18 protein-coding genes are annotated in these 15,058 nt (G+C 54.3%); 2 read left to right on the top strand and 16 right to left on the bottom strand.

Translation table 11 applies throughout. The annotated features are described in order from the left end of the window. The 9 genes from GSQ70_RS02610 to fkpA form a co-directional block, all read right to left on the bottom strand. Positions 1-593: GTP-binding protein (locus GSQ70_RS02610; RefSeq protein WP_158785179.1), on the bottom strand; the 593-nt coding region annotated here is incomplete at its 3' end. Between the two features lie 70 nt (positions 594-663). Next, complete coding sequence (fusA, locus tag GSQ70_RS02615; RefSeq protein ID WP_158780855.1) at positions 664-2,778, bottom strand: elongation factor G; 2,115 nt, start codon at positions 2,776-2,778, stop codon at positions 664-666. Between the two features lie 93 nt (positions 2,779-2,871). After that, entirely contained in the window at positions 2,872-3,342 is a 471-nt protein-coding gene (gene rpsG / locus GSQ70_RS02620; RefSeq protein WP_008457106.1) for a 30S ribosomal protein S7, read from the bottom strand. 96 nt (positions 3,343-3,438) lie between these two features. Then, positions 3,439-3,813, bottom strand: coding sequence for a 30S ribosomal protein S12 (gene rpsL, locus GSQ70_RS02625; RefSeq protein ID WP_158780857.1), 375 nt, complete (start codon positions 3,811-3,813; stop codon positions 3,439-3,441). A 124-nt stretch (positions 3,814-3,937) separates the two neighbouring features. Continuing rightward, complete coding sequence (tusB, locus tag GSQ70_RS02630) at positions 3,938-4,225, bottom strand: sulfurtransferase complex subunit TusB (protein WP_158780859.1); 288 nt, start codon at positions 4,223-4,225, stop codon at positions 3,938-3,940. A 7-nt stretch (positions 4,226-4,232) separates the two neighbouring features. Then, positions 4,233-4,592 carry a sulfurtransferase complex subunit TusC gene (tusC, locus tag GSQ70_RS02635; RefSeq protein WP_158780861.1) on the bottom strand — a complete coding sequence of 120 codons (360 nt, stop codon included), beginning with the start codon at positions 4,590-4,592 and terminating at the stop codon, positions 4,233-4,235. Beyond that, positions 4,592-4,978: a sulfurtransferase complex subunit TusD gene (tusD, locus tag GSQ70_RS02640; protein ID WP_158780864.1), complete on the bottom strand. Its 387-nt coding sequence runs from the start codon at positions 4,976-4,978 to the stop codon at positions 4,592-4,594. The genes tusC and tusD overlap by 1 nt, the downstream gene beginning before the upstream one ends. After that, positions 4,978-5,700, bottom strand: coding sequence for a transcriptional regulator (locus GSQ70_RS02645; RefSeq protein WP_158780866.1), 723 nt, complete (start codon positions 5,698-5,700; stop codon positions 4,978-4,980). Before GSQ70_RS02645 ends, tusD begins: the two co-directional genes overlap by 1 nt. Before the next feature lie 201 nt (positions 5,701-5,901). Then, the gene (gene fkpA / locus GSQ70_RS02650; protein WP_158780868.1) at positions 5,902-6,750 is read right to left on the bottom strand and encodes an FKBP-type peptidyl-prolyl cis-trans isomerase; all 849 of its coding nucleotides are present in this window, start codon (positions 6,748-6,750) and stop codon (positions 5,902-5,904) included. 286 nt (positions 6,751-7,036) lie between these two features. On the opposite strand from fkpA, the gene GSQ70_RS02655 reads away from it, so the two are divergent. Beyond that, complete coding sequence (locus GSQ70_RS02655; RefSeq protein WP_158780869.1) at positions 7,037-7,255, top strand: protein SlyX; 219 nt, start codon at positions 7,037-7,039, stop codon at positions 7,253-7,255. Positions 7,256-7,317: 62 nt separating this feature from the next. Here GSQ70_RS02655 and slyD read toward each other — a convergent pair whose 3' ends face one another. From slyD to kefG, 4 genes are all read right to left on the bottom strand, one after another. Further along, positions 7,318-7,866: a peptidylprolyl isomerase gene (gene slyD, locus GSQ70_RS02660; RefSeq protein WP_158780871.1), complete on the bottom strand. Its 549-nt coding sequence runs from the start codon at positions 7,864-7,866 to the stop codon at positions 7,318-7,320. Between the two features lie 136 nt (positions 7,867-8,002). Then, positions 8,003-8,197 (bottom strand): YheV family putative zinc ribbon protein, encoded by a 195-nt coding sequence (locus GSQ70_RS02665; RefSeq protein ID WP_158780873.1) that lies wholly within the window; start codon positions 8,195-8,197, stop codon positions 8,003-8,005. Between the two features lie 8 nt (positions 8,198-8,205). Continuing rightward, positions 8,206-10,011, bottom strand: coding sequence for a glutathione-regulated potassium-efflux system protein KefB (kefB, locus tag GSQ70_RS02670; RefSeq protein WP_158780876.1), 1,806 nt, complete (start codon positions 10,009-10,011; stop codon positions 8,206-8,208). Continuing rightward, positions 10,012-10,563 (bottom strand): glutathione-regulated potassium-efflux system ancillary protein KefG, encoded by a 552-nt coding sequence (gene kefG / locus GSQ70_RS02675; RefSeq protein WP_158785180.1) that lies wholly within the window; start codon positions 10,561-10,563, stop codon positions 10,012-10,014. It abuts the gene before it with no gap. Positions 10,564-10,688: 125 nt separating this feature from the next. Between kefG and GSQ70_RS02680 the strand changes: the two genes are divergently transcribed. After that, a complete protein-coding gene (locus tag GSQ70_RS02680; RefSeq protein ID WP_158780878.1) occupies positions 10,689-12,590 on the top strand; it encodes an ABC transporter ATP-binding protein in 1,902 nt (633 codons plus the stop codon). A gap of 21 nt (positions 12,591-12,611) precedes the next feature. On the opposite strand, the gene tauD is transcribed toward GSQ70_RS02680, so the two are convergent. Genes tauD through tauB form a run of 3 tightly spaced genes read right to left on the bottom strand, consistent with a single transcriptional unit; the run spans position 12,612 to position 15,051 of the window. Further along, positions 12,612-13,460, bottom strand: coding sequence for a taurine dioxygenase (tauD, locus tag GSQ70_RS02685; protein WP_158780880.1), 849 nt, complete (start codon positions 13,458-13,460; stop codon positions 12,612-12,614). Then, positions 13,457-14,287 (bottom strand): taurine ABC transporter permease TauC, encoded by an 831-nt coding sequence (gene tauC / locus GSQ70_RS02690; protein WP_158780882.1) that lies wholly within the window; start codon positions 14,285-14,287, stop codon positions 13,457-13,459. Before tauC ends, tauD begins: the two co-directional genes overlap by 4 nt. After that, positions 14,284-15,051: a taurine ABC transporter ATP-binding subunit gene (gene tauB / locus GSQ70_RS02695; protein WP_158780884.1), complete on the bottom strand. Its 768-nt coding sequence runs from the start codon at positions 15,049-15,051 to the stop codon at positions 14,284-14,286. Before tauB ends, tauC begins: the two co-directional genes overlap by 4 nt. Positions 15,052-15,058: the final 7 nt, after the last annotated feature.

Below are 15,058 nucleotides of genomic sequence, written 5' to 3' on the forward strand. Positions count from 1 at the left end.
CTATCCAGGTAACCAGCCAGTTCGATGATTTTCGCTTCCCACTCAGCTTCGCCTTCCAGTGCTTTCAGAGCAGAACCGTGAACGATTGGAGTATCGTCACCCGGGAAGTCGTACTGTGACAGCAGGTCACGAACTTCCATTTCTACCAGTTCCAGCAGCTCTTCGTCATCAACCATGTCGCACTTGTTCAGGAACACGATGATGTAAGGAACGCCAACCTGACGACCCAGCAGGATGTGCTCACGAGTCTGAGGCATTGGGCCGTCAGTTGCAGCAACGACCAGGATTGCGCCGTCCATCTGAGCAGCACCGGTGATCATGTTTTTCACATAGTCGGCGTGGCCTGGGCAGTCAACGTGCGCATAGTGGCGAGTTGGGGTGTCATATTCAACGTGTGAAGTGTTGATAGTGATACCACGAGCTTTTTCTTCTGGCGCGTTATCGATCTGGTCGAAAGCACGTGCAGAACCGCCGTAGGTTTTAGCCAGAACGGTGGTGATAGCAGCAGTCAGGGTAGTTTTACCGTGGTCAACGTGTCCGATAGTACCAACGTTGACGTGCGGTTTGTTACGTTCAAATTTCTCTTTAGCCACGACGATATTCCTTACTTTAATGCTCTCACGCTGTGGTGAGAGCATATGATCAATATTTTAAAACTGTAGCTTATTTGCCACGAGCTTCAATAACGGCCTGAGCGACGTTGTTCGGCGCATCATCATACTTCAGGAACTCCATCGAGTATGAAGCACGGCCTTTAGTCAGAGAACGCAGCTGAGTTGCATATCCGAACATTTCAGACAACGGAACTTCAGCGTGAATCTGAACACCAGTAGCGTTAGATTCTTGTCCTTTGAGCATACCACGACGACGGCTAAGGTCACCGATAACGTCACCGGTGTTCTCTTCCGGAGTCTCTACTTCAACCTTCATGATCGGCTCAAGCAGAACTGGGCTTGCTTTCTTAAAGCCGTCTTTGAACGCGATAGAAGCTGCCAGTTTAAACGCCAGCTCAGAGGAGTCAACGTCATGGTAAGAACCAAAGTGCAGACGAACACCCAGATCAACTACTGGATAACCAGCCAGAGGACCTGATTTCAGCTGCTCCTGGATACCTTTATCAACCGCAGGGATGTATTCACCAGGAATCACACCACCTTTGATGTCGTTGACGAACTCGTAACCTTTCGGGTTAACGCCCGGCTCCAGAGGGTACATATCGATAATGACATGACCGTACTGACCACGACCACCAGACTGCTTGGCGTGTTTACCTTCGATATCGGTCACTTTGCTGCGAATCGCTTCACGATAAGCAACCTGAGGTTTACCGACGTTCGCTTCAACGTTGAATTCACGCTTCATACGGTCAACGATGATGTCGAGGTGCAGCTCACCCATACCGGCGATGATAGTCTGGTTGCTTTCCTCGTCAGTCCATACGCGGAATGATGGGTCTTCTTTAGCCAGACGGCCCAGAGCCAGACCCATTTTTTCCTGGTCAGCTTTGGTTTTTGGTTCTACGGCGATAGAGATTACTGGCTCAGGGAACTCCATGCGCTCCAGAATGATGACGTTGTCCGGGTCACACAGGGTGTCACCAGTCGTTACGTCTTTCAGACCGATTGCAGCAGCGATATCACCTGCGCGAACTTCTTTAATCTCTTCACGTTTGTTGGCGTGCATCTGTACGATACGGCCCAGACGCTCACGAGCAGACTTAACCGGGTTGAACACGGTGTCGCCAGAGTTCACGATACCGGAGTAAACGCGGAAGAACGTCAGGTTACCCACAAACGGGTCGGTTGCGATTTTGAACGCCAGCGCTGCAAACGGCTCTTCATCATCAGAATGACGAACGGCCGGAGTGTCTTTGCCATCATCCAGGATACCGTTGATCGCGGTAACGTCAGTTGGAGACGGCAGGTATTCGATAACCGCATCCAGCATCGCCTGAACACCTTTGTTCTTAAATGCAGAACCACAGGTTACCAGGATGATTTCGTTATTCAGTACGCGCTTACGCAGAGAAGCTTTGATCTCTTCTTCAGACAGCTCTTCGCCACCAAAGAATTTCTCCATCAGCTCATCAGAACCTTCAGCTGCGGCTTCGATCAGTTTCTGGCGCCATTCTTCTGCCAGTTCCTGCATATCAGCTGGGATCTCTTCGTAAACGAAGGTCACGCCCGCGTCGTCGTCGTTCCAGTTGATCGCTTTCATCTTGATCAGGTCAACAACGCCGGTGAATTTCTCTTCAGCGCCGATAGCCAGCTGCAGAGGAACCGGAGTTGCACCCAGACGAGTTTCGATCTGGCCGACAACTTTCAGGAAGTTAGCACCCATACGGTCCATTTTATTAACGAACGCGATGCGTGGAACTTTATATTTGTTAGCCTGACGCCATACGGTCTCAGACTGTGGCTGAACACCACCAACTGCACAGTAAACCATTACTGCGCCGTCAAGCACACGCATGGAACGTTCTACTTCGATGGTGAAGTCAACGTGTCCCGGGGTGTCGATGATGTTTACGCGGTGCGGCTCGAACTGCTTAGCCATACCAGACCAGAAAGCGGTAGTCGCTGCGGAGGTAATGGTAATACCACGCTCCTGCTCCTGCGCCATCCAGTCCATGGTGGCTGCGCCATCATGAACTTCACCGATTTTGTGGTTTACACCGGTGTAGAACAGAATACGTTCGGTAGTAGTTGTCTTACCGGCGTCGATGTGTGCACTGATACCGATGTTACGGTAGCGTGTAATGGGTGTTGTACGAGCCATTTGATTCCTCTGATTCTCGGACGTTCTAAGTTAGTAAAGCCCAGCGAGTGGTCGACTTAGACGCCCGCTGGGTTAATAACAACTACGAAGCTGTTACCAGCGGTAGTGAGCGAACGCCTTGTTGGCTTCGGCCATACGGTGAACGTCTTCACGTTTCTTAACTGCAGTACCTTTGTTCTCTGCAGCATCAGAAAGTTCGTTCGCCAGGCGCAGAGCCATTGATTTATCACCGCGTTTACGAGCAGCTTCAACGATCCAACGCATTGCCAGAGCATTACGACGAACCGGACGGACTTCAACTGGTACCTGATAAGTAGAACCACCAACGCGGCGGGATTTAACTTCCACGGTTGGGCGGACGTTGTCCAGGGCTACTTCAAATGCTTCCAGTTCGTTTTTACCTGAACGCTGAGCCAGGGTCTCAAGCGCGGTATAGACGATTGATTCAGCAGTAGATTTTTTACCGTCTACCATCAGGATGTTTACAAATTTAGCCAGCAGCTCTGATCCGAACTTAGGATCCGGCAGAATTTTACGCTGGCCAATTACGCGACGACGTGGCATGGAAATACTCCGTTGTTAATTCAGGATTGTCCAAAACTCTACGAGTTTATTATGACATTTAAGATAAAACGTTTGGCCTTACTTAACGGAGAACCATTAAGCCTTTGGCTTCTTCACGCCGTACTTGGAGCGTGACTGCTTACGGTCTTTAACACCTGAGCAGTCCAGCGCGCCACGAACGGTGTGGTAACGCACACCTGGCAAGTCTTTAACACGACCGCCACGGATCAGGATCACGGAGTGTTCCTGCAGGTTATGACCTTCACCGCCGATGTAGGAGGTAACTTCAAAACCGTTGGTTAAGCGAACACGACATACTTTACGCAGTGCGGAGTTCGGTTTTTTAGGAGTGGTAGTATATACGCGAGTACATACACCACGTTTCTGCGGGCAGGCTTCCAGCGCAGGCACGTTGCTCTTTGCAACTTTGCGTGCGCGTGATTTGCGAACCAGCTGGTTAACTGTTGCCATTAAATAGCTCCTGGGATTTGCTTTTGCTTCGTAAACACGTGATAAATCGCCTCGTGGTATAACGAGGACGCGGAATTTTAGGGCTGAGCAGAAAAGGTGTCAAGAAATAACCAGGATATCGTCTCTACCAGGTCATTTGTTGCGAATTTTTTACCGTCAGCGCGACGAAGTGATTATAGCCTACTGTCGCCACATTGATTGAAATATGAGCAGAAAGCCCGCGGGCAATAACATCCTCCTGCAGCACGTACAGAGAGATGGGGGCGTTGAGCAGAGATTCAAGAGCCTGACTACCCTGCAGCGCAGCCAGCACGCCGTCCTGCATCAGCAAAACGTCGTCCCCTTCTGCCAGCAGACGCAGCAGCGCAGCGAAATCGCATTTAAAGGGGGAGTTAATCAGGGTATGCAGCATAATATCCTCAGAACGTGATGACCCGGTCGTAACTTTCAAGCTCTGCACGGAGCGCGGCAGGTTCCAGCACTGCAACTGGCAGCACTTTCTGCCCATCGGCAGCCAGCCCACGTTCAGCCAGCGACGCAGCGCAGACGTACAGCTTGTCGATATCGTAAAGAGGCAGCACGCCATAGGTGGCGGCATAATCGCGCACCAGTATCTGCTCAGGCTGTTGATCGGGAGTCAGTTGCAAGACGCCATCGCTGATAAAAAACAGCGCAATCTCTTCGCTCAAGGCGGAAATGGCCAGCACGGCATCCAGCCCTTCCCTGCCGGCACTGCTGCCATGAGGAGACTGGGTAAAAACAATGGCGACACGATTCATCAGAACTGCACCATCCTTTCACAGCTAAGTGCTGCTTCAGCCAGTGCTCCAAGACCAGAGAGCTGGAAACCCTGCGCAAGATTTGCTGCGGGCAGGCCGAGGTTCTTCGCTTCCTGCTCGTCCGTCACCCCACGGCGTAAAGCTGCCGCCACACAGATATTCAGCGCCACGCCCTGTTCCCGATGAAGCTGCTGCCAGCCACGAGTAAGATCAAACTCATCGCTGGCGGGAGAGCTCAGCGCACTGGCGTTAAGCACCCCTTCGCGATAAAAAAACACGCTTTCCAGAGTATGCCCCTGCGTCAGTAAGGCCTGTGCAAACAGCCAGGCGCTGCTGGCCTGCTGAGTTCCGTATGCCGGTCCGGTGACCAGCAAGGTGTAACGCATCAGCGATCCTGCCCCTGGAAATCTCCACTTTTAAACTGGCGGATATAGAGATAAACCGTGTGCTTGGAGATATTCAGGCGATCGGCCACCTGGTTGATGGCATCCTTGATATCAAAGATCCCTTTCTCATACAGGTTGAGCACAATCTGCCGATTCTTGGCGTTGTTGGAGACGTTGCGGTCGCCGCTGACTTCCTCAATGGTGAACTCCAGCGTCTGCATGACCAGGTCTTCCACTGACGAAGCAAAGTTAACCGAAGAGGCAACTTCCTGCGTTTCCGGCGGCATAAAAGTCGCCATAATTTGCGAAAACGGCACATCGAGGTTCATGTTGATACACAACAGGCCAATCACCCGATGATTGCCGTTGCGGATAGCGATGGTCACCGACTTCATCAGCACACCGCTTTTGGCGCGGGTGAAGTAGGCTTTGGAGACATTGCTGTCCGCCCCGTTCATATCATGCAGCATGCGCAGAGCGAGATCGGTAATAGGTGAACCGATTTTACGGCCGGTATGTTCGCCGTTAGCAATACGCACGGCGGAACACTTCAGATCTTCCAGAGAATGAAGAACGATTTCGCAATGGGAGCCAATCAGCATCGCCAGGCCATCCACCACCGCTTCATAGGATTTCAGGATTTCGAAGTCGGTTTGCCCGAAGGGGTGCTGTTCCAGGAGTTCCAGATCGGCCACATCACCGGTAAAAATTGAACCAGACATTAAGACACCACCCTTGAAAAGAGCCTGTCACACGGCGCCAGGGCAGACTCGTTCTGAAGAAAATGCGCGGTGGCTAGTTTAGCAAAAATCTGAAACGCCTGTCCTGACCTTTGTTATGAATTGCAGGGTACAGCAAAAAAAGCGGAGAGTATTGAGAGGCAGATAAGAACACCGCCACAACAAGTGTGGCGGTGGAGAGACTTATTCAGATTTGGTCGCTGGCGCTTCAGCTGGAGCCGGAGCTGACGGGGCAGCTTCAGCTTTCGCTGCTGGTTTGATATCGAGCAGTTCAACATCAAAGACCAGTGTGGAGTTAGCCGGAATACCCGGAACGCCATTTTTGCCGTAAGCCAGCGCTGGTGGGATGACCAGCTTGATTTTACCGCCTTTCTTCACGTGCTTCAGACCTTCGGTCCATCCCGGGATCACGCCGTCAAGGCGGAAGGACAGTGGCTCGCCACGGGTGTAAGAGTTATCGAACTCGGTACCGTCAATCAGCGTGCCTTTGTAGTTCACTACCACGGTGTCGCTGTCTGTTGGTGCACTACCAGTCCCTTCTTTCTCAACCTGATAAAGCAGGCCGGATTCAGTTTTCTTCACGCCTTTTTCTTTGGCGAATTTAGCCGCGAAAGCTTCACCTTTTTCGGTGTTCTCTTTCGAGTCTTTTTCCATCTTCGCCTGAGCTGCGCCTTTCACGCGACCCTCGAAGGACTGCAGAGTCTGTTCGATTTCCTGGTCAGAGAGTTTGCTCTTGCCAGCGAACGCATCCTGCACGCCTGAGATCAGCTGCTGTTTGTCCAGCTTGATGCCCAGTTTTTCCTGTTCTTTCAGGGAGTTCTCCATGTAGCGACCCAGAGAAGCGCCCAGCGCGTAGGCGGACTGTTCGTCCTCAGTTTTGAACGCGGCATTCTTCGGAGCCTGTTCGGCTGGAGCGGCTGCTGGTGCTGCTGGTGCTGCTGCCGGTGCGGTCTCGGCAGCCATCACCAGAGGTGCATTCAGGGCAACGGCCATGGTGGTGGCTAACAGTGTGACTTTAAACAGTGATTTCATCCATTTCTCCAAAACCGAAGCCTCTCACCTCGGAAATCGTTTACAAACCGGGGCCTGTACTATAACTGTGCGCGAGAAAACTACACAATCTCGCAATGAAAACTAAGTTAACTTCCGACCGCTTGTCCACCCGAAAGTTTCACCACTGAAATGCAGACGCCAAACTCTTTTTTCAACTGTCCGCATGAAATTAAGGCGTATATTCCTGTTTCACTGCGGGCTTTGCCGTTAGAATCGGAGCAATCCGGCCATTATAGCGGCTCGCGCGGTAACAAGGGGAAAGAGTATGCAACAATCATTGTTTGAACAGCGAATGGAGATGCTGGAGAGCCGACTGGCCTTTCAGGAACACACCATCGAAGAGCTAAACCAAACGGTGATCCACCATCAATTGGAGATGGCCCGCCTGCGGGAGCAGATGCGTCTGTTGACCGATAAGCTGAAATCTGCGGCCCCGTCTATGATTGCTTCACAATCGGAAGAGACACCGCCTCCGCATTATTAAAACTGCTGCAGGCAAATAAAAAAGGCCACCATCACTGGTGGCCTTTTTTGATCCTGCGGAGATTAATGGCTGCAGCCACATCCGCCGGTACCGCAACCACCTTTACCGTGGTCGTGATCATGATCGTGGTCATGGTGATCATCGTGCTCACCGTGAACGTGACCGTGAGCCAGTTCTTCCGGAGTCGCTTCACGGATCGCCACAACTTCAACATTGAAGTTCAGGTTCTGACCCGCCAGCATGTGGTTACCGTCAACCACCACGTGGTCGTCTTCGACTTCGGTGATTTCAACCGGAACCGGACCCTGATCGGTTTCTGCCAGGAAGCGCATGCCTACCTGCAGTTCGTCAACGCCCATGAATACGTCTTTCGGTACACGCTGCACCAGATTGTCATCGTACTGACCATAAGCGTCGTTGGCGGTGATGTTCACTTCGAACTTGTCACCCGCTTCATGGTCTTCCAGTGCTTTTTCCAGACCGGCAATCAGGGAACCATGACCGTGCAGATAGTCCAACGGTGCGCTCACCGGAGACTCATCAACCAACACACCGTCTTCTGTACGTACCTGGTATGCCAGGCTGACCACCAGGTCTTTTGCTACTTTCATGATTACTCCTAACCGTTGAGAGCTTGAGCCCTTATCTGTTGGCCTTTTGCCAACGTGAATGGCTCTAAATTGCGTCGAGTGTACTGAATTTCAACGCCGCTGTACGGTACAGCTTAAAAAAAGCTGAGCCATAACGCTACTCAGGATGAAAAATTCCGATCACTTGCTCGTTGGTCCGAACCCGATCGCGAACCTGTTTATCCGCCTCTCTCATCTGGTGGCCACACTTAACACATTCAACCACATCAATATTATTTTCTTTCCACAGCGCCAGCGTATCTTGTGCCTGACAGCTGGGGCAGGTCGCACCGGCAATAAATCTTTTACGCATATCTGTTCCTATTCAAATTCATCCCAGCCGTCGAACTGGCGCTTCTCATGCTGCATCTCAGCCTGAAAAATGTCTTCCAGCTCGCGGCGGGCTTCTTTCACTCGCGAAATTTGCTGACTGTCAGAATGGTTCGGCATCAGCTCGCGCAGCATGCGCATATCCAGGCGTCGGAAATGCTGCTGCGCCCGGAAGGCCTGGTGGGGATGCATCCCCAGCGTCATCAGCGCCTTGCGGCCCAGCTCCAGCGCACTGGAGAATGTTTCACGCGAGAACTGCGATACGCCTGCCTGAATCAGCTCGTGCGCTTCCACGCGGCCCCTCGCCCGTGCCAGAATCTGCAAGTGCGGGAAATGATGCTGGCAGAGGTGCACAATCTCCATCGCATCTTCCGGGGCGTTGCAAGTTATCACTATCGACTGTGCCGTTTCGGCACCGGCGGCCCGTAATAATTCCAGCTCGGTGGCATCACCATAGTATACTTTGTATCCATACTTTCGCATCAGGCTTACCGCACTGATGTCCCGCTCCAGCACCGTAATACGCTTTTCGTTTGCCATCAGCAAACGCGCCACCACCTGACCAAAACGGCCAAAACCGACCACGATAACTTCAGGTTTGTCATCCTCAACAAACGGCTTTTCTTCGTTGTCGTCGCCATCGTTAAAGCGCCTTTCCAGAATTTTATCAACGCCCTGCATCAGCAACGGTGTGGTCATCATCGACAGCGTCACCGTCACCAGCAGCAGGGGCATCTGATCGCCGCTAAACAGCTTCGCCGTAGAAGCCGCCGAGAACAGCACGAAGGCAAACTCACCGCCCTGGCTGAGCACGCCCGAAAATTGCAGCCGCTCTGAGCTGCGCAGGCCAAAAATGCGCGAAAGCAGATAGAGCACACCAGCTTTAATGGCAACCAGCGCCACCACACCGATAAGAATTTCAGCGATATGGGTGTAAAGCACTCCCAGGTTCAGCGCCATTCCCACCGAAATAAAGAACAGTCCAAGCAGCAGCCCTTTAAACGGATCGATGGCGATTTCCAGTTCGTGGCGATACTCACTTTCCGCCAGCAGAATACCGGCAATAAACGTCCCCAATGCCATTGAAAGCCCCAGCGCATCCATAAACAACGCTGAGCCAAGCACCAGCAGCAGTGCCGCGGCGGTAAAGACTTCACGCACGCCGGAAGCCGCGATAAAGCGAAAAATGGGTCTGAGCAGGTAGCGCCCGCCGATCAGCATCCCGGCGAAGGCCAGCACCTTCATCCCCACTTTGATCCAGTCAGTATGACCGCTGTCACCACCAGCCAGCAGCGGAACCAGCGCCAGTGCCGGGATCACTGCCAGATCCTGGAACAGCAGCACCGAGAAGCCAAGCTGCCCGGCCTCATTGCGGTTCATGCCCTTATCGCGCATCAGCTGCAGTGCCATGGCGGTAGAGGACATCGCCAGGCCAATCCCTCCAATGGCAGCGGCCTGCCACGAAAAGTCCGTCAGCAGTAACAACCCGCCGAGGATCGCCGCGCTGAGAATGACCTGAGCCGCGCCGACCCCGAAAATGGAACGGCGCAATTCCCAAAGTTTTGAAGGCTTCAGCTCCAGCCCGATGATAAACATCAGGAACACCACACCAAGCTCAGAGAAGTGCAGGATTTCGTCAACGTCGCTGATAAAACCCAGTCCCCACGGCCCGATAGCGATACCGGCCAGCAGGTAACCCAGCACGGCACCGATACCCAGTCGTGCCGCAATCGGCACCGCAATCACCGCAGCGAAAAGATAGACGACGCCAGCCGTCAGCAGAGTTGGCCCTTCCATTCAGACACCTCCATAGGGCAACGGGGAAGCCAGCCAGTCAGCATAGGCCCGGGCAAAGTTTTTCATCACCTCTGGAGTCTGACGCCGTGCCCAATAGATAATCATCGGCGTCAGCCAGTGCATCCGGCACATCTGGGCGGTCAGTTCAAAGGGGCGCATAATTTCTGACATTGGATAACGGTTCAGCCCCTCCTGATGATAGGCCGCTTCTGGTTCTCCGGTGGTGATCACGCTTCGCCAGTATTTACCTTCCAGCACGTTGCCACCGGGTCCGCTGGAAAAGCCACGGGACAGCACGCGGTCCAGCCACTCTTTCAGCAATGCCGGGCAGCTGTAGGTGTATAACGGGTGCTGAAAAACGATGATGTCATGCTCACGCAGCAACTGCTGTTCGTGATGAATATCAATGAAAAAGTCAGGATAATGCGCGTACAGATCGTGCACGGTCACATTGGGCAGATCTTTCGCCGGCTGCAGCAAAACCCGATTGGCAATCGAATCTTGCGACTCCGGGTGGGCGTAAAGCAGCAAAACTTTGGGCGGCTGCGACATCATTCCCCTCCAAATCGTCGTCATAGCGGGGAAATTCCGCTACCATGCTCGACGCAACGGAATTGTGAATTCCGAAAAGCAATTATGATGATTTAATTTAACATATTCTGACTATTACGGCGCTTATGATTGTCTTCTCCTCGTTACAAATTCGACGCGGTGTCCGCGTACTGCTGGATAACGCCACCGCCACCATTAACCCCGGGCAGAAAGTCGGCCTGGTGGGGAAAAATGGCTGCGGCAAATCCACGCTGTTGTCGCTGCTTAAGAACGAGATAAGCGCCGATGGTGGCAGCGTTAACTATCCCGGAAACTGGTCGCTGGCCTGGGTCAACCAGGAGACGCCTGCGCTCTCTGTCCCTGCCATTGAGTATGTTATCGATGGCGACCGCGAATTCCGCCAGCTCGAAGCGGGATTAGCCCACGCCAACGAGGTTAATGACGGCCACGCCATCGCCACGCTGCACGGCAAGCTCGATGCCATTCAGGCATGGACAATACAGTCACGCGCGGCCAGCCTGCTTAACGGTTTGGGCTTTTCTCAGGAACAGCTGCAGCGCCCGGTGAGCGACTTCTCGGGGGGCTGGCGTATGCGCCTCAACCTCGCGCAGGCGCTGATTTGCCGCTCGGACCTGCTGCTGCTCGATGAACCGACTAACCACCTCGACCTGGATGCGGTGATCTGGCTGGAGCGCTGGCTGAAAAGCTATCAGGGCACGCTGATCCTGATTTCCCATGACCGCGACTTCCTCGATCCAGTGGTGGACAAGATCCTGCATATTGAGCAGCAGGCGATGTTTGAATACACCGGTAACTACAGTTCGTTCGAAATTCAGCGCGCGACCAAACTGTCGCAGCAGCAGTCAATGTTTGAAAACCAGCAGCAGAAAGTGGCGCACCTGCAAAGTTTTATCGACCGCTTTAAGGCCAAAGCCAGCAAAGCCAGGCAGGCGCAAAGCCGTATCAAAATGCTGGAGCGCATGGAGCTGATTGCTCCCGCGCATGTCGACAACCCGTTTACTTTCAGCTTCCGGGAACCAGAAAGCCTGCCGAACCCACTGCTGAATATGGAAAAAGTCAGCGCAGGCTATTCAGATCGCATCATCCTGAATTCGATCAAGCTCAACCTGGTCCCCGGCTCGCGAATTGGTTTGCTGGGCCGTAATGGCGCCGGAAAATCCACGTTGATCAAGCTGCTGGCCGGTGAGCTGGCTCCGCTGAAGGGCGATATCGGCCTGGCGAAGGGCATTAAGCTGGGTTACTTCGCCCAGCATCAGCTGGAATTCTTACGGGCAGATGAATCTCCCCTGCAGCATCTGGTCCGCCTGGCCCCAAAAGTGCTGGAGCAGCAGCTGCGCGACTACCTGGGCGGTTTTGGCTTCCAGGGCGATAAGGTCACCGAAAATACAGAGCGCTTCTCCGGCGGTGAAAAAGCGCGTCTGGTACTGGCGCTGATCGTCTGGCAGCGCCCTAACCTGCTGCTGCTTGATGAACCCACTAACCATCTCGATCTGGATATGCGCCAGGCGCTGACCGAAGCGCTGATCGGCTTCGAAGGCGCACTGGTTGTGGTCTCGCACGATCGTCATCTGCTGCGGTCCACCACCGACGATCTCTACCTGGTTCATGACGGCAAGGTGGAAGCCTTTGACGGTGATCTGGAAGACTATCAGCAGTGGCTGAGCGACCTGCAGAAGCAAATTGTCAGCAGCGCTGAGCCAAAACAGGACAACACCAACAGCGCCCAGGCCAGAAAGGATCAGAAGCGACGCGAGGCTGAACTGCGTACCCAGACGCAGCCGCTACGCAAGCAAATTGAAAAGCTGGAAAAGCAGATGGAAAAGCTGAACACCCAACTGACCGCAGCGGAAGAAAAACTGGCTGAATCAGCGATCTACGAGCAAAACCATAAAGCGGATCTCACCGCTGCGCTAAAGCAACAGGCAGAAGCTAAATCCGCTCTGGAAGAGTGCGAGATGGAATGGCTGGATGCCCAGGAGCAGTTAGAGGCCATGCTCAACTCGTAGCTGGCATGGCCTTGTGTTTAATCAGGCCCGGTAGTAAGGCTTATCCCCAAGAATCGTCGCGCGGTGCATAATGCGCCGCGCCGGCAAATAATCCGCATTAGCATAATGCTGCGTCACACGGTTATCCCAGATTGCCAGATCGTTTTCCTGCCAGCGCCAGCGCACCTGAAACTCCGGTTTGGTGATATGGGCAAACAGGAAATTCAGCAGCGCGTCGCTCTCTTTCTGACTGAGATCCACAATTCTCGTGGTGAACCCTTCATTGACAAACAGTGCCTGTTTACCGCTGACCGGGTGAGTGCGGATCACCGGATGAAGCAGTGGTGGATTCTTTTCTACCGCCAGCTTCCAGCGCGCGTGTTCCTCTTCGCTGCCACGGTATTTAAATTCCTGAAATGATTTGGTGAAGTCATGCTCCGCCTGCAAACCGCTGAGCAGGACTTTGAACGGTTCAGACAGCGCTTCATAAGCTGCAATACCGCTGGTCCACAGCGTGTCGCCTCCGGTTTCCGGCAGCTGTTTCGCGGCGAGAATTGCGCCTGCCGGTGGCGTTTCGATAAAGGTCACATCGGTGTGCCAGTTATCATTGTCCGGCGGATTATTATCGTGGGTATCCAGCACGATAACTTCTTCCACTCCAGGGGCATGAGGATACACCGGGTGGATGTGCAGGTCGCCGAAGCGGCCAGCCAGCGCACGCTGTTGCTGAGGGGTTACCGGCTGGTCGCGGAAGAACAGCACCTGATGGCGGATCAGCGCGTGATAAAGCTGCTCAAACTGGGCGTCGCTAAGCGGGCGGCTGAGGTTAATGTCAGAGATCTGAGCACCGATATACGGCCCCAGCGGCGTGATAGTCAGACGTTCGTTCATGAGTGTTCTCCATGCCAGGGGGTTAAGCGACGTTGCAGCGCACGCAACCCCAGTTCAAGAGTGAAAGCGATCAGAGCGATCACCGCGATGCCAGCCAGCACCACATCCGTTGCCAGGAATTCACCGGCGGACTGCACCATAAAGCCCAGTCCGCGGGTGGCGGCAATCAGCTCGGCGGCGACCAGCGTTGACCAGCCCACGCCCAGGCCGATGCGCACCCCGGTCAGGATTTCCGGCAGCGCACCCGGCAGAACCACATACCACAGCACCTGCCAGCGGTTAGCGCCGAGTGACCTGGCTGCCCGCAGGCGAACCTGCTGGGCGCTTTTCACGCCCGCCAGTGCCGACATGGCAACCGGGGCGAAAATAGCCAGATAAATCAGTAATATTTTCGAGGTTTCGCCGATGCCATACCAGATGACCATCAGCGGCAAATAGGCCAGCGGCGGCACCGGACGATAAAGTTCGATCAGCGGATCGAGGATGCCGCGAGCCGTTTCATTCAGTCCCATCAGGATGCCAACCGGCACGCCAATCACCACCGCAGCCAGCAGGGCAATGAGGATCCGGCTCAGGCTGGCGGCAAGATGCTGCCACAGCGTGGCATCCATAAAACCTTTCGGGCTGGCAATGGTCAGCAACTGATGCAGCACCTGCTGCGGAGCCGGTAAAAACAGTGGCGTAATCAAATCAAGCGCGGTGACTGCCCACCAGATGGCCAGCAGCACCAGCAGCGTGGCGGCACTGAGAGTCAGCTGGCGGCTGAATGGCCAGCGGAGGTTAGGACGCCGTGACACCAGCGTTTTTTCCGATGATAACAGGCTCATGAAAAGACCTCGCGCTGCTGGAAGACCCGGCTCAGCACGTGCTCGCGCCGGGCGATAAATTCAGGATCGGACTTGATGGCCCGGCAGGATTCGCCGGCGGCATAGCGTTGACCGAAGCCCAGCGAAAGCCGCTCAATAATGCGGCCCGGCCCCGGCGACAGGAGGATCAGTTCGCTGGCCAGAAACACCGCTTCCTCAATATCGTGGGTAATTAAGAGCACCTGTTTGCCACTCTCCCGCCACAGCGTCAGCAGCAGCTCCTGCATCTGCTCGCGGGTAAAAGCATCCAGCGCGCCAAAGGGTTCATCCAGCAACAGCAGCTGCGGATCGGCCGCCAGCGCTCTCGCTATTCCCACCCGCTGGCGCATCCCGCCGGAAAGTTGCCAGATAAACTTTTTTTCCGCGCCGGACAGCCCGACCTTTTTCAGCATTTGTCGGGCAGTTTCTCTTCGCTGCTCTTTCGCCACACCTGCCAGCTGCAGGCCAAATGCCACGTTGTCCAGCACGTTGCGCCACGGCAGCAGCCCCTCATGCTGGAACACCACGCCGCGTTCAGCGCCCGGCCCGGATACGGTTTTACCATCCAGAGTGATGCTGCCGGACTCCGCGGGCAGAAACCCGGCGACCAGATTCAGCAGCGTGGTTTTCCCACAGCCTGAAGGCCCCAGCACCACCACCAGCTCTCCGGCAGCGATCGACAGGCTGATGTCTTCCAGCGCAAGATGGCCGTCATAGCGGGCCGTCAGATGTGAGACTGCAAGCATGCTTCCT

The organism is Pantoea sp. BAV 3049 (genome assembly GCF_009765445.1).
GTDB lineage: Bacteria > Pseudomonadota > Gammaproteobacteria > Enterobacterales > Enterobacteriaceae > Erwinia.

Coding starts and splice junctions, on each gene's coding strand:
- fusA (WP_158780855.1), bottom strand. CDS start 2,778: ATGGCTCGTACAACACCCATTACACGCTACCGTAACATCGGTATCAGT.
- rpsG (WP_008457106.1), bottom strand. CDS start 3,342: ATGCCACGTCGTCGCGTAATTGGCCAGCGTAAAATTCTGCCGGATCCT.
- rpsL (WP_158780857.1), bottom strand. CDS start 3,813: ATGGCAACAGTTAACCAGCTGGTTCGCAAATCACGCGCACGCAAAGTT.
- tusB (WP_158780859.1), bottom strand. CDS start 4,225: ATGCTGCATACCCTGATTAACTCCCCCTTTAAATGCGATTTCGCTGCG.
- tusC (WP_158780861.1), bottom strand. CDS start 4,592: ATGAATCGTGTCGCCATTGTTTTTACCCAGTCTCCTCATGGCAGCAGT.
- tusD (WP_158780864.1), bottom strand. CDS start 4,978: ATGCGTTACACCTTGCTGGTCACCGGACCGGCATACGGAACTCAGCAG.
- GSQ70_RS02645 (WP_158780866.1), bottom strand. CDS start 5,700: ATGTCTGGTTCAATTTTTACCGGTGATGTGGCCGATCTGGAACTCCTG.
- fkpA (WP_158780868.1), bottom strand. CDS start 6,750: ATGAAATCACTGTTTAAAGTCACACTGTTAGCCACCACCATGGCCGTT.
- GSQ70_RS02655 (WP_158780869.1), top strand. CDS start 7,037: ATGCAACAATCATTGTTTGAACAGCGAATGGAGATGCTGGAGAGCCGA.
- slyD (WP_158780871.1), bottom strand. CDS start 7,866: ATGAAAGTAGCAAAAGACCTGGTGGTCAGCCTGGCATACCAGGTACGT.
- GSQ70_RS02665 (WP_158780873.1), bottom strand. CDS start 8,197: ATGCGTAAAAGATTTATTGCCGGTGCGACCTGCCCCAGCTGTCAGGCA.
- kefB (WP_158780876.1), bottom strand. CDS start 10,011: ATGGAAGGGCCAACTCTGCTGACGGCTGGCGTCGTCTATCTTTTCGCT.
- kefG (WP_158785180.1), bottom strand. CDS start 10,563: ATGTCGCAGCCGCCCAAAGTTTTGCTGCTTTACGCCCACCCGGAGTCG.
- GSQ70_RS02680 (WP_158780878.1), top strand. CDS start 10,689: ATGATTGTCTTCTCCTCGTTACAAATTCGACGCGGTGTCCGCGTACTG.
- tauD (WP_158780880.1), bottom strand. CDS start 13,460: ATGAACGAACGTCTGACTATCACGCCGCTGGGGCCGTATATCGGTGCT.
- tauC (WP_158780882.1), bottom strand. CDS start 14,287: ATGAGCCTGTTATCATCGGAAAAAACGCTGGTGTCACGGCGTCCTAAC.
- tauB (WP_158780884.1), bottom strand. CDS start 15,051: ATGCTTGCAGTCTCACATCTGACGGCCCGCTATGACGGCCATCTTGCG.